This is a genomic window from Carnobacterium sp. GW821-FHT04C06, from assembly GCF_059420345.1.
Map to the genome: position 1 here is coordinate 514,734 of NZ_JBWKTN010000001.1, position 26,472 is coordinate 541,205.

At 35.9% G+C, this 26,472-nt stretch carries 19 protein-coding genes; all 19 read right to left on the minus strand.

The window, feature by feature from the left end; genetic code table 11:
- Nucleotides 1-30: 30 nt before the first annotated feature.
- Complete coding sequence (gene mutS, locus AC07SW_RS02495; protein ID WP_494632176.1) at nucleotides 31-2,649, minus strand: DNA mismatch repair protein MutS; 2,619 nt, start codon at nucleotides 2,647-2,649, stop codon at nucleotides 31-33.
- 30 nt (nucleotides 2,650-2,679) lie between these two features.
- Nucleotides 2,680-3,072: a YlbF family regulator gene (locus AC07SW_RS02500; RefSeq protein WP_119908249.1), complete on the minus strand. Its 393-nt coding sequence runs from the start codon at nucleotides 3,070-3,072 to the stop codon at nucleotides 2,680-2,682.
- A complete protein-coding gene (locus AC07SW_RS02505; RefSeq protein ID WP_119908250.1) occupies nucleotides 3,072-3,878 on the minus strand; it encodes a TIGR00282 family metallophosphoesterase in 807 nt (268 codons plus the stop codon). The genes AC07SW_RS02500 and AC07SW_RS02505 overlap by 1 nt, the downstream gene beginning before the upstream one ends.
- Nucleotides 3,879-4,009: 131 nt before the next feature.
- Nucleotides 4,010-5,569, minus strand: coding sequence for a ribonuclease Y (gene rny / locus AC07SW_RS02510; RefSeq protein WP_494632178.1), 1,560 nt, complete (start codon nucleotides 5,567-5,569; stop codon nucleotides 4,010-4,012).
- A 341-nt stretch (nucleotides 5,570-5,910) separates the two neighbouring features.
- Nucleotides 5,911-7,005 (minus strand): recombinase RecA, encoded by a 1,095-nt coding sequence (gene recA / locus AC07SW_RS02515; protein ID WP_119908251.1) that lies wholly within the window; start codon nucleotides 7,003-7,005, stop codon nucleotides 5,911-5,913.
- Between the two features lie 181 nt (nucleotides 7,006-7,186).
- Entirely contained in the window at nucleotides 7,187-8,449 is a 1,263-nt protein-coding gene (locus AC07SW_RS02520; protein WP_119908252.1) for a competence/damage-inducible protein A, read from the minus strand.
- A 143-nt stretch (nucleotides 8,450-8,592) separates the two neighbouring features.
- Nucleotides 8,593-9,171, minus strand: coding sequence for a CDP-diacylglycerol--glycerol-3-phosphate 3-phosphatidyltransferase (gene pgsA / locus AC07SW_RS02525; RefSeq protein WP_034568920.1), 579 nt, complete (start codon nucleotides 9,169-9,171; stop codon nucleotides 8,593-8,595).
- A gap of 106 nt (nucleotides 9,172-9,277) precedes the next feature.
- Nucleotides 9,278-11,347 (minus strand): Na+/H+ antiporter, encoded by a 2,070-nt coding sequence (locus AC07SW_RS02530; protein ID WP_135024103.1) that lies wholly within the window; start codon nucleotides 11,345-11,347, stop codon nucleotides 9,278-9,280.
- An 83-nt stretch (nucleotides 11,348-11,430) separates the two neighbouring features.
- Nucleotides 11,431-12,300 carry a helix-turn-helix domain-containing protein gene (locus AC07SW_RS02535; protein ID WP_135024105.1) on the minus strand — a complete coding sequence of 290 codons (870 nt, stop codon included), beginning with the start codon at nucleotides 12,298-12,300 and terminating at the stop codon, nucleotides 11,431-11,433.
- Between the two features lie 98 nt (nucleotides 12,301-12,398).
- A complete protein-coding gene (gene ymfI / locus AC07SW_RS02540) occupies nucleotides 12,399-13,124 on the minus strand; it encodes an elongation factor P 5-aminopentanone reductase (protein WP_119908254.1) in 726 nt (241 codons plus the stop codon).
- Nucleotides 13,121-14,422 carry an EF-P 5-aminopentanol modification-associated protein YfmH gene (gene yfmH, locus AC07SW_RS02545; RefSeq protein WP_119908255.1) on the minus strand — a complete coding sequence of 434 codons (1,302 nt, stop codon included), beginning with the start codon at nucleotides 14,420-14,422 and terminating at the stop codon, nucleotides 13,121-13,123. The genes ymfI and yfmH overlap by 4 nt, the downstream gene beginning before the upstream one ends.
- The gene (gene yfmF / locus AC07SW_RS02550; protein WP_135024110.1) at nucleotides 14,422-15,684 is read right to left on the minus strand and encodes an EF-P 5-aminopentanol modification-associated protein YfmF; all 1,263 of its coding nucleotides are present in this window, start codon (nucleotides 15,682-15,684) and stop codon (nucleotides 14,422-14,424) included. The genes yfmH and yfmF overlap by 1 nt, the downstream gene beginning before the upstream one ends.
- Nucleotides 15,685-15,828: 144 nt before the next feature.
- Nucleotides 15,829-16,788 carry an ABC transporter permease gene (locus AC07SW_RS02555; protein WP_034568908.1) on the minus strand — a complete coding sequence of 320 codons (960 nt, stop codon included), beginning with the start codon at nucleotides 16,786-16,788 and terminating at the stop codon, nucleotides 15,829-15,831.
- A gap of 1 nt (nucleotide 16,789) precedes the next feature.
- A complete protein-coding gene (locus AC07SW_RS02560) occupies nucleotides 16,790-17,857 on the minus strand; it encodes an ABC transporter permease (protein WP_034568906.1) in 1,068 nt (355 codons plus the stop codon).
- A complete protein-coding gene (locus tag AC07SW_RS02565) occupies nucleotides 17,847-19,409 on the minus strand; it encodes an ABC transporter ATP-binding protein (RefSeq protein ID WP_034573430.1) in 1,563 nt (520 codons plus the stop codon). Before AC07SW_RS02565 ends, AC07SW_RS02560 begins: the two co-directional genes overlap by 11 nt.
- Before the next feature lie 212 nt (nucleotides 19,410-19,621).
- Nucleotides 19,622-20,665, minus strand: coding sequence for a BMP family lipoprotein (locus AC07SW_RS02570; protein WP_034568904.1), 1,044 nt, complete (start codon nucleotides 20,663-20,665; stop codon nucleotides 19,622-19,624).
- 263 nt (nucleotides 20,666-20,928) lie between these two features.
- Entirely contained in the window at nucleotides 20,929-23,274 is a 2,346-nt protein-coding gene (locus AC07SW_RS02575) for an FtsK/SpoIIIE family DNA translocase (protein WP_119908258.1), read from the minus strand.
- 150 nt (nucleotides 23,275-23,424) lie between these two features.
- Nucleotides 23,425-24,231 carry a DUF975 family protein gene (locus AC07SW_RS02580; protein WP_034568900.1) on the minus strand — a complete coding sequence of 269 codons (807 nt, stop codon included), beginning with the start codon at nucleotides 24,229-24,231 and terminating at the stop codon, nucleotides 23,425-23,427.
- Nucleotides 24,232-24,388: 157 nt separating this feature from the next.
- Nucleotides 24,389-26,464 (minus strand): DNA topoisomerase 3, encoded by a 2,076-nt coding sequence (locus tag AC07SW_RS02585; RefSeq protein ID WP_463684372.1) that lies wholly within the window; start codon nucleotides 26,462-26,464, stop codon nucleotides 24,389-24,391.
- Between the last annotated feature and the right edge of the window lie 8 nt (nucleotides 26,465-26,472).

The following is a 26,472-nucleotide window of genomic DNA, read 5'->3' on the forward strand; positions in this document are numbered from 1 at the left end:
TTCTCCTCACCCTTTCTACTTAAATTGAATCTATTTTAGCTTTCCTTGTAGTTCACTTAAGGTATTGATTGCTTCAAGAGGCGTCATAGACAATAAGTTTATAGTTTGTAACGCTTTGATAACTTCACTTTCATTCGGGTTCAATGAATCAAACAATGATAATTGACCTTGTTCTTCTTCAAGAATATCTAACCTTGGCTCTTGTTCAACGCTTGTTTTAATTGCCATTTGAGGTGCTTGCTCAACATCAATAACGACTGGTTCTTGTTTTTCTAATTTTTCTAAAATAGCTGCTGCTCGGATCAATAAATCTTCTGGCAAACCAGCTAGTTTCGCTACATGGATTCCGTAACTTTTATCAGCTGGCCCAGCCATCATTTTGTGTAAGAAAACAACTTCACCATCTTCTTCAACTGCTCCTACATGGATATTTTCTAAGCCCTGTAAGGATTCTTCTAACACGGTTAATTCATGATAATGCGTTGAAAAGAGCGTTTTTGCATGAACATGCTGATGAATGTACTCAATAATAGCTTCAGCAAGTGCCATTCCATCATAGGTTGCAGTCCCTCGACCAATTTCATCAAATAAAATTAAACTACGGTCGGTGGCATGCCGCAATGCTTGATTTGCTTCCATCATTTCCACCATAAAGGTACTTTGACCAGAAATTAAATCATCGGCTGCTCCAATACGAGTGAAAATTTGATCAAAAATCGGCAGCTCAGCTGTCTCAGCCGGTACAAAGCAACCCATTTGAGCCATAATAACGGTTAAGGCTAACTGACGCATATACGTACTTTTACCAGACATGTTTGGTCCAGTAATCAAAAGAATATCTGTTTGCTCATTCATCACGACACTGTTTGGCACGTAACGTTGTTGCCCTAATACTTTTTCAACAACTGGGTGACGCCCTTCTAGTAGATTGATTTCATGGGTTCCTTGTTTCATGGTTGGTTTAATATAATGATATTTTTCACTGATGGTCGAAAAGCTTTGTAAGACATCGATTGTGGCAACCGTTTTAGCTAGTTTTTGCAAGCGTTCAATGTATTGTTTTACGGTTTCACGAACAGCAGTAAACAACTCATATTCCAACGCTACTGATTTTTCTTCAGCTTCTAAAATCAAGGTTTCTTTTTCTTTTAAATCGGGCGTAATAAAGCGTTCTGCATTTGCTAAGGTTTGTTTCCGCTCGTAAGTTCCTTCAGGTAAGGATGCTAAATTAGATTTCGTTACTTCAATATAATAACCAAATACACGGTTGTAACCAATTTTCAACGTTTTAATGCCTGTTTTTTCACGTTCTTGGGCTTCTAATTGAGCAATCCATTTTTTCCCATTTCGCATGGCATCACGATATTGATCCAATTTTTCGTGGTACCCGTCTTTAATGACCCCTCCATCTTTAATAGCTAAGGGTGCTTCTTCGTCAATTGCGTGTTCAATTAGCTCCACTACCTCTGTTACAGGATCTAGCGCAATCAGCAGGTCATCCCATTCACCGTCGTTAATAATAGCAATAATATCAATGAGCTGAGGCACTTGTAGTAAAGAGGTTTTCAGTTGAATCAAATCACGACCGTTCACATTTCCAAAAGCCACTCGCCCCGCTAAACGTTCTAAATCGTAAACGCGAGTCAGCGCTTCGTTTAAATCAGTTCGTTCAAAAAAGTGATTCATTAAATTTTCAACAATCAATTGACGGCTTTTAATTTTAGCTTCTTGAATCAAGGGACGATCAATCCATTGTTTTAATAAGCGTCCTCCCATTGCTGTTTTGGTTTCGTCTAGTAACCACAATAGGGTGCCCTTTTTTTGACCATTGCGAATCGATGACGTTAACTCTAAATTATGTTTTGAATAGTGATCCATTTTTAAGAAGTGAGTGGGTATGTAGCTTTCTGCTTTTTGAATATGACTTAAGCTACGTTTTTGAGTGACACTTAAATAGGACAACAATAACTTCAAAACAGCTACTGTTTTTTCTTCCTCAATTTCACTCGTTAAGTAAGAAAATTCAGCATTTTCTACCATTGTTGTTTGAGTTGAAATCATCACGCCTAATTTATTTTTTAATTCTTCTTGTAACAACTCTTCATCTAAATTTTCAAAAACGACTTCTTTAGTTTGGATGCTTGATAATTCATTGATTAAATCCTCTTTTGACGTTAAGCAGGTAGCTTTTAATTCTCCCGTACTTAAATCAACATACGATAAATTAAACTCATGATCATTGGCAACAACTAACGCCGATAAATAATTATTCGATTTTGCATCCATATTTTTCGTTTCAATCGCAGTTCCAGGAGTCACTAATTGAACAACTTCTCGTTTCACCATTCCTTTAGCGGTTTTTGGATCTTCCACTTGCTCACAAATGGCAACTTTGTATCCTTTTTCAATCAAAACATCGATGTATCCTCTAGCAGCGTGATACGGAACACCACACATTGGGATGGGATCATCTGCATTACGGTTACGACTAGTTAACGTTACTTCTAATAATTGCGATGCATTAATGGCGTCCTCATAAAACAACTCGTAAAAATCACCTAGACGGTAAAATAAAAATGCATCTGGATATTGAGCTTTTATAGCTAAATACTGTTCCATCATTGGAGTGTGCTTGGTTTTTTGTGGCATCTTTTATCCGCTCCTTTCTCAATTCATTTATTAACTTAATTCGGTTAATTTTTCTTCGATTTCTTTGACAAGTTCATCTTGAATCGTACCGATTAATTGTTGCAATAAATCATCTGCTTCAACAAGTGAATCTTGGTAACTCGTAACTACAATATGCTCGTTGAATTCTCTTGTTAATTGCTCCGCCTCTCTAATCGCTATTTTTTCAGCTTCAGGCTTGCCGTAATGATTAAACGCTACTGCTTCTTTTTGTTTTATTTTAATCTGTTCAATCAATTCATTTAAATGAGCATGGTTTTGTGCTTTTGCTTCAATTTGTTGGTAGGTTTGAATGGTTTCGTTTTCTTGCAACAATTGAGTTAATTTTTCTAATGTCTCTTTAGTGGCTTCATCTAATAAAGATTCAGGCTCTTTTCTAAACATTAAAAGTCGCCTCCAAATGGACGGTCTTCATTAATCACAATATTTTGAATATTTTTAGCTTTCCCTGTTTGATCGTCTAATTCAATCAAGCAAGCAGATAAAATTTTACGGCCTTCTTTTGGTACTTCAAAACGCGTTGGCATCTGTGTTAAAAAGCGATTAAGAACCTGCTCTTTCGTCATTCCTAAAACACCATCATAAGGACCTGTCATCCCTACATCAGTCAAATAGGCTGTTCCTTCAGGTAAAATTCTTGCGTCATTTGTTTGAACATGGGTATGAGTACCGACAACTGCAGAAACACGACCATCTAAGAACCAGCCCATCGCTTGTTTTTCACTTGTCGTTTCAGCATGAAAATCCACAAAAATCAATGGCGTACGTTTTCTTGCTTCTTCTACTAATTCTTCAATTTTTCTAAAAGGATCATCTAAATCCGCCATAAACACACGACCATGTAAATTAATAACAGCTAGTTCTAATTGATTAACTTTAATAAAGGCCATTCCTTTACCAGGCGTTGTATCTTCTGGATAATTCGCTGGACGAATCATTTTCTTAGCATCATCAATAAATTCAAAAATTTCGCGATTATCCCAAGTGTGATTCCCCATTGTTACGATATCTACGCCATCTTGTAAGAATCCTTTATATATTTTTTCAGTGATTCCGCGTCCTGCTGCTGCATTTTCACCATTTAAAATCGTCACTTGTGGACGGTACTCTCTTTTTAATTTAGGTAGGTACTCATGGACCATTTCGCGCCCCATCGATCCGACAACATCTCCGACAAATAATAATTTCATTTTATATAGCCTCTTCTCTTTTTATACATCACTTTATTTTACCAATATTTCAACTTAAATAAAAGGGGTGACGTCTTCTTACTAAAAAAAGATGGGAAAGAGTATATTTACTCTTTCCCATCTTTTAATCATTATTTTGCGTAATCAACCGCTCTTGTTTCACGAATGACCGTTACTTTAATGTGTCCCGGATAATCAAGTTCATCTTCAATTCGTTTTCGAATATCACGAGCTAAACTAATGGCACCAAGATCATCAATTTGTTCGGGTTGAACCATAATCCGAACTTCACGTCCTGCTTGAATAGCGAAACTTCTTTCAACGCCTTCAAAACTATTAGAAATGCCTTCAAGTTTTTCTAAACGACGAATATAGTTTTCAAGAGATTCACTTCTCGCTCCTGGTCTAGCTGCTGATAATGCATCCGCTGCTGCAACTAATACCGATATAACTGAAGTGGCTTCGGTATCTCCATGATGAGAAGCGATGGCATTAATAACCGTTGCATTTTCTTTGTATTTCGTTGCAATCTCTTCACCAATTTCTACGTGAGAGCCTTCAATCTCGTGATCTAACGCTTTACCAATGTCATGAAGCAAACCAGCACGTTTTGCTAAGGCAACATCTTCTCCAAGTTCTGCTGCTAAAACACCTGCTAATTTTGCCACTTCAATTGAGTGGTTTAAAACATTTTGACCATAACTTGTTCTAAAGCGTAAACGACCTAGAATCTTAATTAAATCTGGATGTAACGAATGAACTCCAACATCAAAGGTTGCTTGTTCCCCAATTTCTCGGATACGCTCATCCATTTCTTTTCTTGATTTTTCAACCATCTCTTCAATTCGAGCTGGATGAATTCGACCGTCTTGAATTAATTTTTCAAGTGTCATTCTTGCTATTTCACGTCTGATTGGATCAAATCCACTTAAAATAACTGCTTCAGGAGTATCATCGATAATCAAATCAATTCCTGTTAGGGTTTCAAGGGTTCTGATATTTCGACCTTCACGACCAATAATTCGACCTTTCATTTCATCACTTGGTAATGTGACTACCGAAACAGTCGTCTCAGAAACTTGATCTGCTGCACAACGTTGAATTGCTAATGAAATCAGATTTTTCGCTTTTCGATCTGCTTCCTCTTTAGCACGTTGTTCAGAATCTTTAACCATTACAGCTAATTCGTGGGATAGCTCTTCTTCTGTTTCCTTGATAATCATGTTTTTAGCTTCTTCTCGTGATAAAGCCGCAACTCTTTCTAATTCAAGTTGTTGTTCTTCAACTAGTAATGTTGCTTTTTTCTCTTGATCGTCAATTAGCTGTTGTCTTGAACTTAGTTTTTCTTCTTTGGCTTCAAGGGAACGTTCCCGTTTTTCTAGTCCATCATCTTTACGGTCTAGGTTTTCTTCACGTTGTAGTAAACGATTTTCTTGTTTCAGAATGTCGCTTCTTCTCTCTTTTAGCTCCGTTTCAATTTCAGTTCGGTATCTGTGATTTTCATCCTTCGCCTCCAACAAAGCTTCTTTTTTCATGGTCTCTGCTTCTCTTCTTGCTTCCTCCAAAATTCCAGTTGCAGTGTTTCTAGCTCCTGCTAGTTCCTTTTCGTGAGTTGACTTGCGGACGATATATCCTGCGATTAGACCAACAACTAAAGCAACGATAGCGAAGGCTACACTAATAATTAACATTCTTCCACCTCCGTATCATGTATTTAATTGGTCATTTATCATTTCTTTTGGTAAAAATATTGTTTTTAACAAATTTTTATCCCTATCTTTTATAAGTGTAATACAACACACCTCTAATTTTAATTGTAGAGAGGGTACATGTCAACTTAAATAGTGTGATTTGTTGAACCTTTTTATAAATATCAGATATCTATCAAATTAAATAATTATAGTTATCGTTATTAATTGAATTTATGTGTCTGTGTTTTATGTTATTTTGATAAACTAACATTGATAGCGTTCTCTTTTTATTTGAAAAAAAAGAAGTCTCATTGCTTTCGCAATGGACCTCTTTCAATTAATTATTTTTCAATTTCAGGTAAATCTAACACGATCTCACTTTTTTCAGAAACTTGCTTTTTAGATTCTTTTGCATTTTTCTTTTCAGAAGCTTTTTCTTCCACTTCTTCACCAATTCCATATGCTGCACGAACTTTTTTCTCAATTTCTTCTCTTAAGTCAGGATTGTCTTTAAAATATTTCTTCGCATTCTCACGACCTTGACCAATTCGCTCGCCTTCATATGAATACCAAGCACCACTTTTATCAACAATATCTTTTTCTGAACCCATATCTAATAGCTCACCAACTTGAGAAATTCCTTCGCCATACATAATATCAACTTCAGCTACTTTAAAAGGAGGAGCTACTTTATTTTTTACTACTTTAATTTTTGTTCTATTTCCAACAACATCCGTACCATTTTTAATTTGTTCTGCACGGCGCACTTCCAAACGAACCGTTGCGTAGAATTTCAAAGCACGTCCACCTGGTGTGATTTCTGGATTTCCAAACATTACACCAACTTTTTCACGAATTTGATTGATAAACAATGCAATTGTTTTAGTTTTATTAATTGACCCAGATAATTTACGTAAAGCTTGAGACATTAAACGCGCTTGTAAACCAACATGGCTAGCTCCCATTTCGCCTTCAATCTCAGCACGAGGAACTAAGGCTGCTACTGAATCAATTACCACGATATCAACGGCACCACTTGAGACTAAAGCGTCTGCAATCTCTAACCCTTGCTCACCTGTATCGGGTTGAGATAATAGTAATTCATCAATATTAACTCCTAAATTTTGTGCATATTGCGGATCTAATGCATGTTCAGCATCGATAAAGGCTGCGATTCCACCTTGTTTTTGAACTTCGGCAACGGCGTGTAAAGCAACCGTTGTTTTACCTGAACTTTCAGGTCCATAAACTTCAACAATACGTCCTTTTGGAAACCCACCTACTCCTAAAGCTACATCTAATGCTAATGAACCACTAGGAATTGTTGAGATTTGAGTATCAACTTTTTCACCCAGCTTCATTACAGAACCTTTACCAAAACTTTTTTCAATTTTTTTCAATGCTGCGTCCAATGCTTGTTTACGATCATCTGCCATTAAAATTCCTCCTCAATCTATCTTCAAAAAATTATTTACTAGTTCATTATCAGTTATTTTACGGTTACAAGATATATAATAATAGTTCTTGCTAAAAAAAGCAAGAGAAAATCGAACAAACATTCGGTTAAAAGAGATTTATTTTTACGTAGCTATTAAAAATCCATAGATACCAATGATTTCAACTTTCTATTTCTATTGGCAAAGAGAGCACTACTCTTCGAATGAAATCAAATCCTGCTAAAATTGCTTGTTCTCGATTACCATTTCGATCTCTGGCAAAATGATGGCAAATTGCAATTGTAGGTTGGTTCTCTTGTGCCAACGCAATCCAAACTGTTCCTACTGGTTGATTTTCAAGCATAGCTGGTCCTGCAACGCCAGTAAATGACAAAGCCATTTTAGTTTTCATTAATTTTTGTACACCTTCTGCCATTTCAATCGCACATTCTTTACTGACTGCGCCTTTTTCATTCAATGTTTTTGCTGAAACACCTAATAACTGTTCTTTGATTTCATTTTGATAAGCAACGACGCCACCATTAAAGATATCAGAAGCACCTGGAATACTTGCCAACATACTTTGAAATCCACCACCTGTTAAACTTTCAGCAGCAGTTATCGTAATTGTACGCTCTTTTAGCAAATCAACCACTACTTCAGCTAACCGAGTCGTGTCGCCATAGCCATAAAAATACTCGCCTACCCGCAGTTGAATCTTTTCTTCTAAGTTATCCAATAACAGTTTACAACAGGACTGAGAGTCTCCATTAGCGGTAATTCTAAGCGTCACTTCGTAATCTCCTGCATAAGGCGCTAATGTTGGGTTGGTTTGTTCTTCAATTAAGTCATCTAATACCGTAACCAAGCGTGATTCGCCAATGCCATAGAATCGCAACACCCTAGAAACCATAAGGGATTCAGTTGGATTTTCTTTTTGTAGAAGTGGCTTAGCTTCATTTAAAAACATCGGTTTCAATTCGTTGGGTGGACCGGGTAACAGCAAGTAATTCACGGTATCTTTTTTTAAGAACATACCCGCTGCTAACCCAGTTTTATTGGCTAATACGGTTGACCCTTCAATGACCAGTGCTTGTAAACGATTGTTTTCCGTCATTGGACGGTTACTTGCTTGATGAAATACGTTAATTTTTTCAAGTGCATTCTGATCGATTACCAATTTTTTCTTTAGATGAGCGGCTACTGTCTGTTTTGTCATATCATCTTTTGTAGGTCCTAGGCCACCTGTCAAAATAATCAAATCACTTCTTTTTTCAGCTTGCTCTAAAACAGCTTCAAGCCGCTTGGCATTATCTCCAACCACCACATGATGGTAAACATTTATTCCTAATGCTGCTAATTCTTGTGATAAGAAAGCTGCATTTGTATTAACGATTTGTCCCAATAGTAGTTCGGTACCTACTGCAATAATTTCAGCTTTCATCTCCACCGCTCCTCTTATTCAATACTATCTGCATTCTATTGATTTTTCATTTTTTTATTAAATTCAGTTGCTTCTCTTACTTATTTTAGCACAATTTTAAAAAAAAAGAGAAGCTTAGCAAATCGCTAGCTCCTCTTTCAATCTTACATAGATCCTTTAAAAACATCTTTATTTTTAATGAAGTAGTCAACGCCTGAATAGATTGTAAAGAACAAACAGACATACAACATAATCGATGCAAATGGGAAACCCATTCCTTCAAATGGAAAATTATTTAAGAATAATAAAATAATTGCCACCATTTGTGTTGCGGTTTTGATTTTCCCCGGCATGGCAGCAGCCATCACTTCACCGTCTCCAACTAACAATAAACGTAAACCCGTTACTGCTAATTCACGACAAATGATAATTGCAACGACCCAAGAAGGAACGATGCCTTGACCAACTAGTACGATAAAAGCTGTTACAACAAGCATTTTATCTGCTAATGGGTCAGCAAATTTCCCGAAGTTTGTAACTAAACCTCTTGCACGGGCAATTTTTCCATCTAACCAATCTGTCATACTTGCTAAAGCAAAAATAATAGCACCAACCAATTGAGTTACTTCAATCGATGAACCTAGTACTGATACTTCTCCCCAATTTAACGGTGCTAAAACAATCACCATAAAAATAGGAATCATAAAAATACGAAGAACGGTTAACTTATTTGGTAAATTCAATAGTATTTCCTCCACTCTTAACTGATAATTCTGAAATGAATCTCTTTAATCATAATCAACTCACTGCGATTCGTCAATGAAATTCTATTCTATCTCTATTGGTATTTCACTCAGTTCCAAGAGCCAATTCACTCAGCTCATCGTATCCGATTTGTTCACCTATTTGGTTAGCAACCGGATAGTCAATCATTTTTTCATCCATCATTCTTTGAACAATTTCTCGTTGGATTTGCAATGCTAGTCGTGCATAGTAATTTGATTCTTCAACTTCCTCTAGATCATCTTGGCTTTGTTTCATAAAGCGATTATAACGCTGAATGACTCGTAGCGTTTCTTTTCTGTTAGCAGTATTCATTTGATTTTGCAGAGCTTGAATTGTTGCTTCCGCACTGATTTTTTGCGCCAATTTAAATTCGTCCATAATAAGCTGATTATTCTTAAATCGTGAATTAAAATGTTCTTTAATTTCTTTTTCTTCCATATGATTTAACCGGTTTCTCAGCAGACTAAATTTCAATCGGAAAAAGATTTTTTTAATAAAATTCTTTTCCTCAAACTGTTTAGAAGCCGCACTAAAGGCAGCGAATAATTCATGGGTTTGTTTGGAAATTACATTATTTTTATATAAATCATCAATTGTTTTGGATTGAATTGTATTCGCATAATTCAATAATTGTTTGACTTGCTTTTTATCCATTTCACGAAGCGAAACCTCTTCAGTGTCTGCTAATTTGCGAGTTAATTCTACAATTGTTTGATTGATATAATATTGATTTGACGTTGTTCGCTTTGCTTCTAATTGTTGGCTTGTTTGTTTTAAAAGTAGCGCATATGCTGTTTTAAAATCTAAGAAATTCGTGCTTACTTCTGGTAATTCTTCTTTTGGTAAAATAAGTGGTAAGAAAATCGTAGCACTGACTAGACTAATTAGAATAATCATTGCTGTAATAAATAGCAATTCATTGCGTAACGGAAAGGCTTGTCCATTTGTTAAAACCAACGGAATTGAAAGAGCCGTTGCTAACGAAATTGTTCCATGAACGCCTGCTAAAGTTGTGATTAACGCATATTTTCCTCGGCTGATTTGATCTACTTGTTTCTTTTCAGCACCCAATACAAAAGATTTGAAATAATCTTCAAATTTCATCGCATTAGGTTCGACAAAATGTTCATGCAGTAAATAGACCCAAATAAAACGAACGGCCATTAGAAATAGTGAAATGATTAATGCTAAACCTAGTAACTCTTCCACTAAAAAATTTTCCTTACTCCAGATTTTAGCCACAACTGAAGGCAATGTAGCGCCTAACAATAAAAATACCAAACTATTCAGAAAATAGACTACGGTTCCCCAAACATTATTAGAAACCATCTGGATTTTAGTTGTGGTTGCTTGCAGGTGGTCATGCTCTACGCCATGAACGACTCCGGCAGCTACCATTGCTAATACACCTGAAAATTCAAGACGCTCTGCAGCAATAAAAATAGTAAACGGTGTAATTAATTGAATTAACACCAATAACTCGGTTTGCTCCAATCTCATTTTTCGTAATTGAAGACGTAATTTAACAAATAGAAAACCGACAATCCCCCCGAAAATGATTCCCCCAAAAGCAGCAATTAGAAATTCAAAGCTAGCTTCTTTCACTGAAAAATAACCTGTCATTACTACGCCTAAAGCAACTTTAAAGGACACCAAACCAGCAGCATCATTAATCAAAGACTCGCCTTCTAAAACAGCCATAATATTATCTGGCAATTTAATATTTTTTACAATTGATTTCAACGCTACTGTATCCGTTGGTGAAACAATTGCCGATAACGCAAATGAAACAGGCAACGGCAAGTCAGGTATTAGCCAATGAATCAAAAAGCCTCCTGCCACTACTAAGAGTAAAACTAACCCAAAAGCTAAAAGTAAAATGGGTCCTCTTAGCTTCCATAATTCTTTACGTGAAATGTTTTGTCCCTCATAAAAAACTAGCGGCGCAATAATACCAATCATAAATAATTCAGGTTCAAAATGAATCGTGGTCTGTTCAATTGGTACAATAGCTAATAGCAAGCCAATCATAATTTGAATAAGTGCTAATGGGATTTGAGGAATGTATTTGCTGACAATCGCAGATAGTAAAACTCCAGCAACCATCAAAATAAATAAAACTAAGCTGTCCATCAAACTCCTCCTTTTATTTTTATTCTCAAAAAAAATAATAGCGCCATCTATTAGATAGATGACACTATTATCGAACTACTCTATTATGAAGCGGGAGTTAGTTGTAATTGAATATTTTGTGTCACTGAATTGACTGCTTCTGGAGCGTAAGGAATATCCGTTCCATTCAACGTAATTTTCGTTGCTTTTGCATTTCCAACTACGATTGTGACTGCAGTTGTACCTGCTGGAATTGGAACTTCTAAGTTTTCACCACTTTGCATGGTTTTTTGATCAACTTGAACGCCAGCAATTGTAACACCGACCCAGCTTGCCCCACCTTGTGCTGTAAGAACTAATGAACCAGGTTCCGTCATATTTTTAACAGTGTACGTTGTATTGCTTCCTGTTGAAGAAGCAATCGCTACCTCTTGTTTTGGTTTTTCTGGTTCTTTTGAGGATTCTGCTTCAGAACTACTTTCTTTTTTACTACTGCTTGGTTCTTCAGCTGAACTAGTAATTGAAACACTTTCTGAATCTTTTGAAATCATTGGTTCTTTTTCTTTGTTGCCACTCTTCGTTGCAGCAAACCAAATAGCTCCAGTAATCGCTAAAACAATTGCGACAATAATAATCGTTGGTAAAATCGCTTGAATTTTTTCCAACCAGATATTTGCAACATGGTTTTCTGAACGGGTTTGACTAGTCGAAACTTTCTCAACATATTCTTCATCATGTGTTTGTGGAACATCTTCCGTATACTCTTCTAGCAATTGATCCCCATTTAAACCCACGGTATCAGCATATTGCTTAATAAAAGCGCGAGCATAGAATTTTCCAGGCATCACATCAAAGTTTCCCTCTTCAATCGCAATCAAATAACGCTTTTGAATTTTAGTCATTTGTTGTAAATCGTCAAGCGTATACCCTTTTGCTTTTCTAGCTTCTTGCAATTTCACGCCAATTTCATTCATTATATTTCCACCTACCAGATCTCTTTTTTAGAGAACTAAAATTCTCATATCTTACATATTATAACATAAATAATGGAGTCAGAATATTAATTTTTTCTTTACTTTAACCAACCACCACTGATTGTTAATGCTTGTCCTGTCATGTAACTGCTCTCTTCTTTTAAAAGTTGTTTTACCCAAAAACTAATGTCATTTGGCTGTCCTAAACGACCAACTGGAATTTCTTGAAGCAATTCTGTCACTTCTGTTTCACTAAACTCGCTGTTCATTTTCGTTTGAATTGCACCTGGAGCTATGGCGTTGACTGTGATGCCAAGACTTGCAACTTCCTTACTGTAGGCTTTTACAAATGCTAATTGAGCCCCTTTTAGCGTGGAATACAAGACTTCCATTGCACTTCCAACTTCGCCATAAACCGAGCTGATAAAAATAATTCTACCTAATGTCGATTTCGCTAGTTTAGGTTGCAATTTTTGCAATAGAAGGAGTGGTGTTTTAAGATGAACTTGCCACATTTTTTCCATTTCTATCGCTGATACTTCTGTCAGTAACTGATAACTTGTAAAGCCACTTGAAAAAATAACTGCATCTACTTGAAAAAGAGCCTCTAAAAAAGTGGCAACGCCTTTTTCATCCGTCATATCTAAGGTTAATTTAAAGAAATCTTGTTTTGGAAATTGATTTTGATAACTCTCTAATTGCTCATCTAAGCTAAGTTGATCTTTAAAGCCATGTAAATAAAGGGACCATCCGTCAGATGCTAAATCTGCTGCAATGGCTTTGCCGATATCTCCACTAGCCCCCATTACCAATGCAAATTTCATGACTCTTTTGCCTCTTTTGGCAAAATATGAAAGACACTCATTCTTTCTGGTACCATAAATTGCGTTGCCAACTCTTTTACTTGAGAAAGTGTGATGCTTTCAATGACTGGGACTAAATCAAATAAGCTCGCTTCTCCATATGATTCTTGACTGTATTGGTTCGCAATATATTCAATTGAATTTAAAGATTGTAAGCTTTTGCCTACCATTCTTTTTTTAATCATCGTCAAATTTTCTGCTGTTAACTCTGGGCTATGAGGGGCTGTTTCTAGAATCTTTTTAACTGCATCGCTTAAAGCCGATGGATCTTTTGCATCGCCACCAATATCAACAAAATGGAAAGTACGATCGAGGTTAAATTCATAAGAAAAACTGTCGTCAACAATCCCTTCGTCATATAACTGCAAGTAATTAGTTGAAGTTGGTCCAAATAACAAAGTTAATAGCAAGTTCATTGTAGTTTTTAAAACTAACGCTTCTCTTCCTGTTGGAGCTGGCTCGATTCCTTTAACACCAACAATACTTTTTGCACGATTAACAGGCATTTCAATTGAATCGAATGCTTTGATATCACTCACTTTTTCAGTAGGGAAAAAGCGTTGGATTTCTTGTTTTGGTGCAAACTCTTTTTTAGCTTGATTTTGACGAATCCAGTCCATCATCTCGGCTGGATCCATTTTACCAACTACTAATAAATTCATATTACTAGGGTGATAAAAAGTATGGTAGCTCTCATACAAATCTTCTGCTGTAATTTCCATGATGCTCTCTACTGTTCCTGCAATGTCAATATGGATTGGATGATGCGGATACATATTGCCTACGATTCCAAAAAATAAGCGCCAATCTGGTTCATCATCATACATTTGAATTTCTTGCGCGATAATGCCTTTTTCCTTATCGACAGTCTCTTTTGTGAAATACGGTTCTTGAACAAAGTCGAGAAGCGTCGCCACATTTTCTAAAACATAGTTAGTACTTGAAAAAAGATAACTTGTTCTAGTAAAACTGGTAAATGCATTTGCAGAAGCTCCATATTTACCAAAGACATGAAAAATATCTCCCTCTTCTTTTTCAAACATTTTATGCTCTAAGAAATGAGCAATCCCATCCGGTACTGTTACTTTTTCAGATTTTCCTAATGGAATAAAACTGTTGTCGATTGACCCATAATTAGTTGTAAATAAACTATAGGTTTTATGAAAATCATTTTTAGGTAATAGTGTTACTTTCAATCCATTATCTAAGGTTTCGGTGTAAAGTGTTTCATCTAATTGTGCATAATGTTTTTTTTCCATTACTTATTTTCCTCCCCTGTTAAGAAGAATGTTGCTTTTAAATAAACCTGATTGGCAATTTTAATGATCTCTTCTTTTGTGACTTCATTAATTTTTTGCTCAAACTCTGCGGTTGTTAACGTCGATCCAACTAATTGTTGAGTATACATTTTTTCCATCACCGCTCCTGGATTGTCTTCCGATTGTAAAACTTGGTTTTTTAGCATTTCTTTGGTTTGATCGATTGCTTCATCTGAAAAATTCCCATTTTGCATTTCTATTAATTGCAATTGAATGATTTCTCTCACCTGTTCAACTTTTGTGCTGTCGATTCCCGTTTGAACAGTCATCATGCCTCTAAAAGTATCTAAAGTACTAGAAGCATAATAAGCCAAACTTTCCTTTTCACGGACATTCATAAATAATTTAGAGTGAGGAAATCCGCCAAATAACCCATTAAAAATCTGGGCTGCAAAATAGTTCTTATCCTGATAAAAGACATTCGTTTCATAGGCTAAATTAAATTTAGCTTGCGTTACTTCTTGTTGCTCAATTTCTTCAATTAATTTGTTGTGCGTAGCAGCTGTGTAAAAAATGGACTCCCTTGGTACTTGACGTGCTTTAAACGGGAACGCTCGGAATGCTTCTGTCATTTCGCTTTCCTCAACATCTCCTAAGACATAAATATCAACACAATCTTCTGCTAATAATTCTTGATAATACTCATATAAAGAAGCGGCCGTAATGTCGTTTAAATCTTCTAAAGTTCCAATACTTGGTGTTTTTTGGTTTTCATCTTCAAAATACAAACGTTGTAAAGATAAACTTGCATACGCTTGTTTGTCATCAAAAATCGATTCGTAATAATCGGCTAAATTTTCTTTTTCACGATTAAAGGTTTCCTCATCAAATTTTCCATCTGTTACATTCGGATGAAACAAAATTTCTTTTAGGAAATCAATGCCTTCTTGTAAGACATTCTCATTAGCAGAAAGATATTTTTCATTTACAACAGTCATCCCTACCGTTAACATATGCATGGTGCCTTTTTTAGTTACAGATAAGCCAAAACTTGCACCGTAAAGATTCGCCAATTCACTTCTTAACTTGGTTTGGGAATTGTATTTTTTACTATTGGTTTCAAGTAAACTTGATAATAGAGCTCGTTTAGTAATATTTTTTTTATCTAAAGGCGTTCTAAATTTTAAAACGATGCGGATCGTCTTGTATTTTTTAGTAGGTAAAACATGAATATTCACGCCTTCTTGTAATTGAATCGACATTCTTTATTTCCTCCTCATTGGAACTGAACTTCATCTATCTATGATAAGTGAATTGCAGCAAGAATACAATCATAATGCCACCATTCAAAGAAAATCTTAACATGAAAAAAACACTCTAAACAATTGCTTAGAGTGTTTTTGCTTTTATTTCGATTTAATGTATGTTTCACCATCTGCTGCTGGAGCTTCTGATTTCCCAATCACACCTACTAAAACAATAATCGTTAGGATGTAAGGTGCTGTTTGAAGTACCACAGGTGGAACATCCTTGATTAATGGAATGTAACTTCCAATTACGCTTAAGCTTTGCGCAAATCCAAAGAATATTGCTGCTCCCATGGCTCCAAGTGGATTCCATTTTCCGAAAATCATCGCTGCTAGCGCGATAAATCCTTGTCCTGCAATCGTTGAATGAGAGAAGTTTAGTGAAATAGATTGAGCAGCGATGGCTCCACCAATTCCGCCTAATAAACCAGAAATCATCACACCTGCATAGCGCATCACGTAAACATTAATTCCTAATGTATCTGCTGCTTGAGGATGCTCCCCAACAGAACGTAAACGTAAACCAAATCTTGTCTTGTAAAGTAAAATCCACGATAAAATTGCTACAATAATCGCTACAAATGCCATTGCTGAGGTATTTGTAAAGAAAATTTTCCCAATCACTGGAATGTCTTTCAATAGTGGAATACTGCTTTTACCAAAGTTAAATTGAATAATATCCGTTTGACCACGTCCATCAAATAAGACACGTGTTAAAAAGACAGCCAACGCAGGGGCTAACATGTTGATAACCGTACCTGAAACAATATGATTCGCTCTTAAATTAACGGTTGCAACTGCATGAATTAGTGAAAAAAGAATACCAATTCCGCCACCAACAAGTAACCCAAGCCACGGCGTTGCATCGCCAAATTGTTCTGCAAATGAAAGGTTAAACACGATTGATGAAAAAGCCCCCATCACCATGATTCCTTCTAGTCCAACGTTAACGATTCCGCCACGTTCTGAAAAAGTACCACCTAAGGCTGTAAATATAAGTGGAGCTGCATAAATTAATGCTGATGAAACAACGATTGATAATGTTGAAACGATATCCATCTTAATTCACCCCTCCTTTATTTACTTTAACCACTCGGTTCATAATGTAACGAATTAAATAATTTGCTCCAACGAAGAAAATAATTGAGGCAATCACAATGTCTACTACCTCTGATGGGACATCACTTGAAAGCGGCATACTCACGCCACCAATTTTAAGTCCACCAAACAATAGTCCTGAAACAAGAATTCCAAACGGATTTCCAGCTCCTAGTAAGGCAACTGCCATTCCATCAAAACCAATACTTGGCATACTTCCCATCACAAATAGATTTTCAAAGTTTCCAAGACCTTCCATCGTGCCACCTAAACCAGCTAGCCCGCCTGAAATGACCATTGCTAAAATAATATTGCGTTTTGTACTCATACCAGCGTATTCAGAAGCGTATGGATTTAATCCAACTGAACGTAATTCATAACCTAAAGTGGTTTTATGCATCATGATCCAAACGACCACACACATCAAGATCGCAATCAGTAAGCCGTAATGTAACGTTGAGTTTTCTGTAATCGATGCTAAAAACTCTGAGCGTAAACTAGCATTTTCTGAAATTCTTGGTGTCGCATCATCTGCTTTTGTTAACACATTTCGAACCATATGATTTGAGATATACAAAGCGGTATAGTTTAACATAATCGTTACAATAACTTCACTTGTATTAAAGTAAGCTCGTAACACACCAGCAATTCCTGCCCAAACCGCGCCACATAAAGCTCCCACAATTAAACAGAATGGAATCAAAATCATTTTTGGCAAATCAGGAAACATCAATGCGATGGTAACTGATCCTACCCAGCCAAATAGTGCTTGACCAGCAACCCCAATATTAAAGAAGCCAGCTGTATTTGCAACCGCAAAACCTAGAGCCGTTAAAATTAATGGTGTGGCTTGTCTTAATGTTTCCCCTACATAAAAGGGACTTCCAATCGCACCATCAATCAATGAACTATATCCTAATAGGGGATCATAGCCAAAAGCCAACATAATGATGGCTCCTAGAATCAACCCTAGCACTACTGAAAGCACTGGAACTAAAAAATTCTTAAGACGTTCGCTTCTATGATTCAAAATGATTCTCCTCTCCAACAGATCTTTCATTATTTTCAGCGGCTAAAGCAGCTTGAGCTTTTTCTAATGACGAACCCGCCATCAGTAATCCCAACTCTTCTCTAGTTGTTGTTTCAGGGTCAACAATAGCTACGATGTTCCCTTCATACATAACCGCAATGCGATCTGACACATTTAAAATTTCATCAAGTTCAAAACTCATTAATAAAACAGCTTTCTTTTTGTCACGTTGTTCAATTAAACGTTTGTGGATGTATTCAATCGCTCCAACGTCAAGTCCACGCGTTGGTTGGGCAGCAATTAATAGTGAAGGATTACGCTCTAACTCACGAGCAATAATCGCTTTTTGTTGATTCCCACCTGATAACGCACTTGCTGGTACAAATTCATTTGGAGTTCGGACATCAAACTCTTCAATCAATTTTGTAGCATATTGATTGATTGCACGATGATTTAAAAAACCATGATTGCTTAAAGGTTTTTGGTAATAGGTTTGTAAAGCAATATTTTCCTCTAGGCTCATTGGTAAAATCAAGCCATATTTATGGCGATCTTCTGGAATATGACCTAATCCCGTCTCTGTAATTTTTCGAGGAGGTAAATTTTGAACAGCTTTTCCTTCAAGGGTGATACTTCCTGATTCTACTTTAGTTAATCCGGTGATTGCTTGAATCAGTTCACTTTGACCATTGCCATCAATTCCGGCAATCCCAACGACTTCTCCTGCACGAACGTCTAAACTTAAGCCTTTAACTGCCTCTAAGCCTCGAGATTCTTTAACAACTAAATCTTTTATTTCTAAAACCACTTCTTGTGGTGCCGCTTTTATTTTCTTTGTTTTAAATGAAACAGAGCGTCCAACCATCATATCCGCTAGTTCTTGTTGGCTTGTTTTTTTCACGTCAACGGTATCGATACTTTGACCACGACGAATGACCGTACAACGATCAGCCACTTGTTTAATTTCATCTAATTTATGAGTAATCAAGATAATTGATTTTCCTTCTTTAACTAATTCACGCATGATATCAATTAATTCATCAATCTCTTGTGGAGTCAAAACTGCAGTCGGCTCATCAAAAATTAAAATATCTGCTCCTCGGTAAAGCGTTTTAATAATTTCGACTCTTTGTTCCATTCCCACTGAAATATCTTCTACAACAGCTGTAGGATCAACAGATAAACCATACTTTCCAGATAATTCATTAATCATTTTTTTAGCAGCCAATTTGTCTAAAAATCCTAAACGATTGGGCTCACTACCTAAAATAATATTTTCGGTTACCGTAAATTTTTTCACTAACATAAAGTGTTGGTGAACCATTCCAATTCCCAATTTATTCGCGACACTAGGGGAACTGATTTTAACAGCTTCACCATTGATTTTAATTTCACCAGATGTTGGTTCTAATAAACCTGATAGAATATTCATCAGTGTTGACTTTCCTGCACCATTTTCACCAAGTAGTGCATGAATCTCACCTTTTTTCAGTTTAAGGTTGATATTATCGTTTGCTTTGAACTCTCCAAACTGTTTTGTAATACCAGACATCTCAATTACATAATCTGTCCCTGTCAAGGTTGGTTCACTCCTTTTTTATGTTTGTTGTTTTTCTCGTATAGTATACTTTATTTAAAAAGAAACCGCTACCTAAAATTCTTTTTTATTGATAATATAAGTGCTATTTTTATTTTTTCACATTACTTTTCACAAAAATAGCCGGACAAACATCATCCGGCCACTATATCTGTCATTTATATTAATTAAGGTTTTTCTGGAACTTCGATCTTGCCATCAACAATTTGTTGTTTGTAATCATCTACTGCTTTTTGAACATCATCTGTTAATTGTCCTTTAGATAAATCAACACCGTCTTCTTTCAAGCCATAAGTCAATGTTTCTCCACCTGGGAATTTATCTTTCATTGCATCATTTGAAATATCCACTACGGCTGTTTTAACACCTTTAAGCGTTGAAGCAAGCGTTAAGTTTCCACCTTCGTATTTACCTTCTTCAGTTTGGTCACGGTCAACACCGATTACCCATACTTTTTTCTTAGAGTCAGCTTTCATGATATCTTTAGCTTCTGAAAAGACACCATTACCTGTGTCACCTGCTGCTTGATAAATAATATCAATTCCACTGTTGTACATTGCTGCTGCTAATTGTTTCCCTTTAGCAGAGTCACCAAATGAACCAGCGTATTCAACTTTTACATCGATATCTGGATCAACTGCTTTAACGCCTGCAATAAATCCTGCTTCAAAACGACCAATAACTTCACCTTCTTGACCACCAACAAAACCTAATTTTTTAGTTTCAGTTGTTTTTGCTGCTGCAACACCTGCTAAAAAGGCTGCTTCATGGTCTTTAAAGATAACTGAAACCACGTTGTCACCTTTGACAACAGAATCAATAATCGCAAAGTTTGTTTTTGGATTTTGTTTTGCTACATCTTCTAAAGCTGGAGCAATTTTATATCCAATTCCGAATACAGTGTTAAATTGTGATTTAACGGCACTGTTTAAATTTGTTACGAAATCTGAGTCAGAGTTAGATTGTAGATAGTTAAAACCATCTTTCCCTTTTTTCAAGTCATGTTCTTTGCCCCAAGCTTGCAAACCTTCCCATGCTGATTGGTTAAATGATTTATCATCTACCCCTCCAACGTCTGTTACCATTGCAACTGTATGCCCCTTAGCAGAACCGCTCTTACCTGAATCCTTTGCTCCGCCGCCACAAGCTGCTAATGTTAAACTAACGCCTAAACCGATTGCTAGTAGACCCACAAGATTACGCTTTTTCAATTTAAAACCCCTCCAAAAAAAATTTGATTGAAAACGAAACGTTAAGTTAACGAATCATTACTCACAACTATTCTACCACCTTTTTATAAAAATTGAAACGTTTTACCGATTAATGAAAGCGATTTACATAAAAAACATTAAGAATTTAATCTTATTTTCATTTAATTATAAAAATTATATCGCTTTTATTGATTCCTTTTTTATGAAAACCCTTCATAACCGAACGTTGTTAGAATAAAAAAAGAAGACAAATTGTCTTCTTTTTAGCTTTCATTATTATTTTCAGGATCCGATTGACTTGGTAAATGAGTGATATTCACTTTTCGAGGTTTACTGCCCTCAGATGGTCCAACAATTCCTCGCATTTCCATCTCATCTACCAATCTAGCTGCACGATTGTACCCAATTCTAAAACGACGTTGCAATAAGGAAATACTTGCTGTTTGCATTTCCAAGACCATTTGGACTGCCTCATCATACAGATCGTCTTGTACTTCATTACTGACTGTTTCTTGAATTTCGGTTGGCATCATTTCCTCTTGATAATTAGCTCCTTGCTGATCGGTAATAAATTCTACAATCCGTTCAACTTCTTCATCTGATATAAATGCACCTTGTACGCGAACAGGTTTATTTTCACCCATTGGTAAAAAGAGCATGTCTCCGCGACCTAGCAACTTTTCAGCCCCGCTACTGTCAATAATAGTTCTTGAATCGATGCCACTTGAAACTGCAAATGCAATTCTTGAGGGAACATTGGCTTTGATAATCCCCGTAATAACGTCAACACTTGGTCTTTGAGTCGCAAGAATCATATGAATACCAGCTGCCCTCGCCATTTGTGCTAAGCGAATAATCGCGTCTTCCACTTCATTACTCGCCACCATCATTAAATCAGCTAATTCATCTACAATTACAACAATATAAGGTAGAAACGGATAATTTTCATCCTTCTCCGTATTTTTAGTGGCAACCATTTTATTGTAACCTGTAATATTTCGCATGCCACTAGCTGCAAATAATTCATAGCGTCGTTCCATTTCCATCACCACTTTTTGCAATGCTTGTGCGGCTTTTTTAGGATTTGTTACAACCGGTGTTAACAAATGAGGAATGCCGTTATAGACATTTAATTCAACCATCTTTGGATCAATCATCATCAATTTAACTTCATGAGGTTTCGCACGCATCAAAATACTCGTAATGATTCCATTGATACAAACCGATTTCCCACTCCCCGTGGAACCTGCCACCAATAAATGGGGCATTTTGGCTAAATCAGCAGTGGCAACAGATCCTGTAATATCTCGACCTAAAGGTACTTCCAATAAATTTTCAGGATGTAGGGGTTGTGCTTCTATAATATCTCTAAAAGCAACAATACTTACTTCACTATTTGGTACTTCAATCCCAATAAAGGCTTTCCCTGGAATGGGTGCTTCAATACGGATATCCTTTGCAGCTAGTGCTAACGCAATATCATCACTTAAACTAACGATTTTACTAACTTTAACCCCAATCGCTGGCTGTACTTCATATTTTGTAACTGCTGGTCCCAAATTAGCTTTCGTTACCTTAGCATCTACGCCAAAGCTTTTGAAAGTCGCTTCTAATTTGGTTACATTTTCTTGAATCAAGGCATATTCATTCGACTGATCCAATGCTTCAATTGCATTTAACAATGTTGTAGGAGGTAATTGATAGTCTCGGTTTTCTGGTTCTGCTTTGATTTCAAAGTTCAACTCTCCAGTTGGCTCTGCTTCCTCTTTTACTGGCTCTCTGACTTCTGTTGAAGTAGGTTTTAAATTTTGTTGATAACTGTCGATTTTCAATTCTAACTGCTCTGCTTCGCCTACCACAGCTTCTTTTTCAGCAGCTGCAAGTGCTTGTCCTGGTGAAATTGGTTGGACTCGATTCTTAGACTGTTGCTTAGAATCACCATTGTTTTCTTTTTTTGAATTTTTTTCTTGTTTCACTGTACTCCGCTTCTCATTAAAAGCTTGCCATTTTTTCTGTAAAATTGGGCCATTTTTTTGCAGAACATCTCTTACTTTTATCAACACTGTTTTAAACGATAAATTAAAGAAAATAAAAAAACCAGCAATCATTAAGATACTTGCAATAAAGTACGTACCTCCTTGTGAAAATAGAAAATGACTTCCACTGTAAAGCAGTGCGCCTATCATGCCACCGCCAAGCGATTCTTTAATTTGATTATTTCCCATATCCGTCATAAAAAAGCGTAATGTTGCAGGAATTACTTTAACATTCGTCCCCATAATTGGACTAAATAATCTGGCATGAAGAATCACAAGTAAACTAAGATACATAATACTAAAGCCAATAATTTTCTTACTTTTATAGGAAGGTTCTTTGCCTTTTAAAACTAAATACAGACCATATAAACCAAAAGCAACCACACTAACCAAATAGGTATTCCCTACAAAAAAGCGGAATAGGTTCGCAATTAAGATACCAATAAAACCTAATTTGCTTGCCGCGAAAATAGCGGAACAGATAAATAAAAGACCAATAATTTCAATGGAAAGATTCCGTTTTTGTTGTTTTTTTGAGGGTGCTTTTTTTTTCGTCTTCTTTTTTTGTGCCACTCTTCATACTCCTTTCAATCATATTCTTCTTTATTATACACAAAAAAGCGGACAAATGTTCTCTCTCCCCTTAAAAAAATCAATTTCTATTGCCTTTTTAACAAAAAAAAACTCTTAGTAGATTTCCTACTAAGAGTTTTAATTATACGATTATTCCCCTAACTGTTGAACTGTCAAACGACGGTAATAAACTTGTTCTGAAGTTTTTAGGTAAGGAGTGATGTAAAAACTAATGGCAATAAAATATAGCGCTAAAACAAATGCCAAAATTATTGATGTAACAACTAATGGAGAAGTTCCATTATCCCACCCACTAATACCTATGAAAAACACAACCAACCAAATAATAAGTGGTACGATATACCATAGTATGAATGATAATTGTAAAAAGAAGAAATTTGCTTTTTTGCCGTCCATCAATTTACGACTCGCTGTAATTGCATCTAAAATGCCAATCTCTGGATTATCTTTCATGATATTCAATGCTTGGCTATAACTATATGACTTAATAATACCAGGAACCACTAATAATAATGACCATAATGCAGTAAAAATACCAATCATAATAATTAAACCTAACACTTTGAAAAAGTTTTTATTAAATACTTGGAAAATTGAACCGATTGAATAATTTTTTCCATCTACTAAGTCTAAAAATGACCATTTATACCCAACATCTAACACTGAGCTAATAATTTGGGTAATAATCCCTAAAACAAATGATACAGACATTGTACCAATCATTACAGATGTCATCGCGATAAGATCTGCTTCACTAATATTTCCACTATTTGCGCCTGCCAAACCACCTGCAATTGATCCAACACCAGAAATCATATTGGTTACCATTGACATTGCGAAACTAATTAATCCTAAAATGATAAATCCACCAATAGCCGTTCCCCAGTTGCCTTGCAAGCTATTTTTAGCTTCAAGTTTAACTTCTTTAATATTCATAAAATCCTCCTTTTTAAGTTGCTTAAAAGTCAACTCCTATATAAAGGATAAACTATTCTTATATTCTTGTCTACAAAATAACTTGAATTTTTTTTGTTTCGCTTCTATAAACACTTAAATAAAAAAGCCTGCAAAAAGAGCAGGCTTTTTTTTATGATTACTTATTCTCCTTCATGGCAGCTTTTAATGCCAATGCTAAAGGACTTTCAACTTCCTCTTCACTTTGACTATATTTTTTAAGCATTTTCTTTTCTTCGTGTTTTGACATTTTTTTATTTTTCTTATCTCCTATTTTTTCAGAGATATTACAGAACTTACATTTGAAATAAGCACCATTTTTGCCTTCATGAATTTCCATTTTTTTATGGCACTGTGAGCATCGATGCATCGATACTTTTGGATCTTTTCTACGGCGGTAAGAACACTCCGTATTGCTACAAACTAAAATTTTGCCATCACGAGCATTTTTTTCTTTTAACTTTTCACCGCAATCCGGACATGTTTTATTCGTTAATGAGTGATCGGTGTATACTTGATTGCTTGTCTTGATCTCTTTTACTAGGCGTGTTGTTTCAGCTTCGATTTGTTTAATAAAGACTTCTTTTTTTAATTTGCTAGCGGCAATCTCTTCTAGTGCTTTTTCCCATTTCGCAGTTAAATCAGGTGTTACAAGTGTTGGATTAACCAGAGTCAATAACTGTCTTCCTTTAGGCGACACACTTAATTTATTTTGTGCACGTTCCATCAACTCACTACTGATTAATTTTTCAATAATTTCAGCTCTTGTTGCGGGAGTTCCTAAACCCGTTTTCTCCATTTTTTGCAAGAGGGTTGCTTCTGTCAAACGACTTGGTGCCTCTGTTAAATGTTTATTGATTGCAAATTGTGGGTTTTTTAACGTTTCGCCTTTTTTATAAGAAGCCTCTACTTTAGGTGCCTCCACTTGTTTCCATCCAGCTTCAATCACTTCTTCTTGTTGACATTGGAATTGAATGCCTTCAACTAAAAATTGATACGTCGTTTTTTTAGCTTGATAGGCTGGTAAAAACAATCCTAAGAAGCGCTCTACAACCATTCGGTAAATTTTCAGCTCATCACTTTCCATTTTTTCAACTCTTGGTCGTTCTTCCGTCGGAATAATCCCATGGTGATCGGTTACCTTGCTATTATTGAAAACCCCTTTTTGAGTTACTTGTCCGCCATTTTTTAAAGCTTTCTTTACAACATCCGGTGAAAAACTTTGAACAGCATGTAAACGATCTTTCATTGTTGCTGCCATATCGGTTGTTAAATGCTTTGAATCGGTTCTTGGGTACGACAATACTTTATGACGTTCATACAAAGTCTGCATCAAACCTAACGTTTTCTTAGCTGAAAATTGGTAACGTTTATTAGCATCTCGTTGTAATTCAGTTAAATCATAAGGAATAGGTGCATAATCTGTTTGAATTTTTTCTTTGATTTCATTTACTTTAACTGGTTTACTTTTTAATTTAGTCGCCAATTCTTCGGCTTCTTTACGATCCTTAAATTTGGTTTTAGCGCCTTCAATCAAAGTTGCTTTTTGACCATCCACCATTAAGCTGACGGTATAAAAAGTTTCTGGCATAAACGTTTCTATTTTTTCTTCTTGTTTGCGTACCATTGCTAAAGTAGGTGTTTGGACACGTCCAGCTGACAAGCTGTCTTGATATCTAACCGTTAAGGCTCTTGTTACATTTAAGCCAACCAACCAATCCGCTTGGGAACGTGCTATTGCTGAATCGTATAATGCATCGTATTGCTTACTTGGTTTCAGATTTTTAAATCCTTCTTTAATGGCTTTGTCAGTTTGAGAAGAAATCCATAGTCGCTTAACAGGTTTATTAAAGTGAACATACTCTAAAATCCAACGCGCAACCAATTCCCCTTCTCTTCCGGCATCTGTTGCAATTACAGCACTATCAATGTCTTTGCGGTTCGCTAATTGTTTAATCGCTTTTAATTGATGCCCTGTATTTTTTAATGGTTTAATCGCCATTTTAGGAGGAATTAAAGGCAAACTTTCTAAATCCCAATTAGCCCATTCTTTTTTGTAATCTTCTGGCATTTTTAAACCTAATAAATGACCTAATGCCCATGTTACGATAACATCTTTTCCTTCTATATAGTTCTTATTTTTTTGAGTAGCGCCAAGAACACGAGCAATCTCTTTTCCAACGCTAGGTTTTTCTGCAATAATCAATGTTTTCATTTAATTTC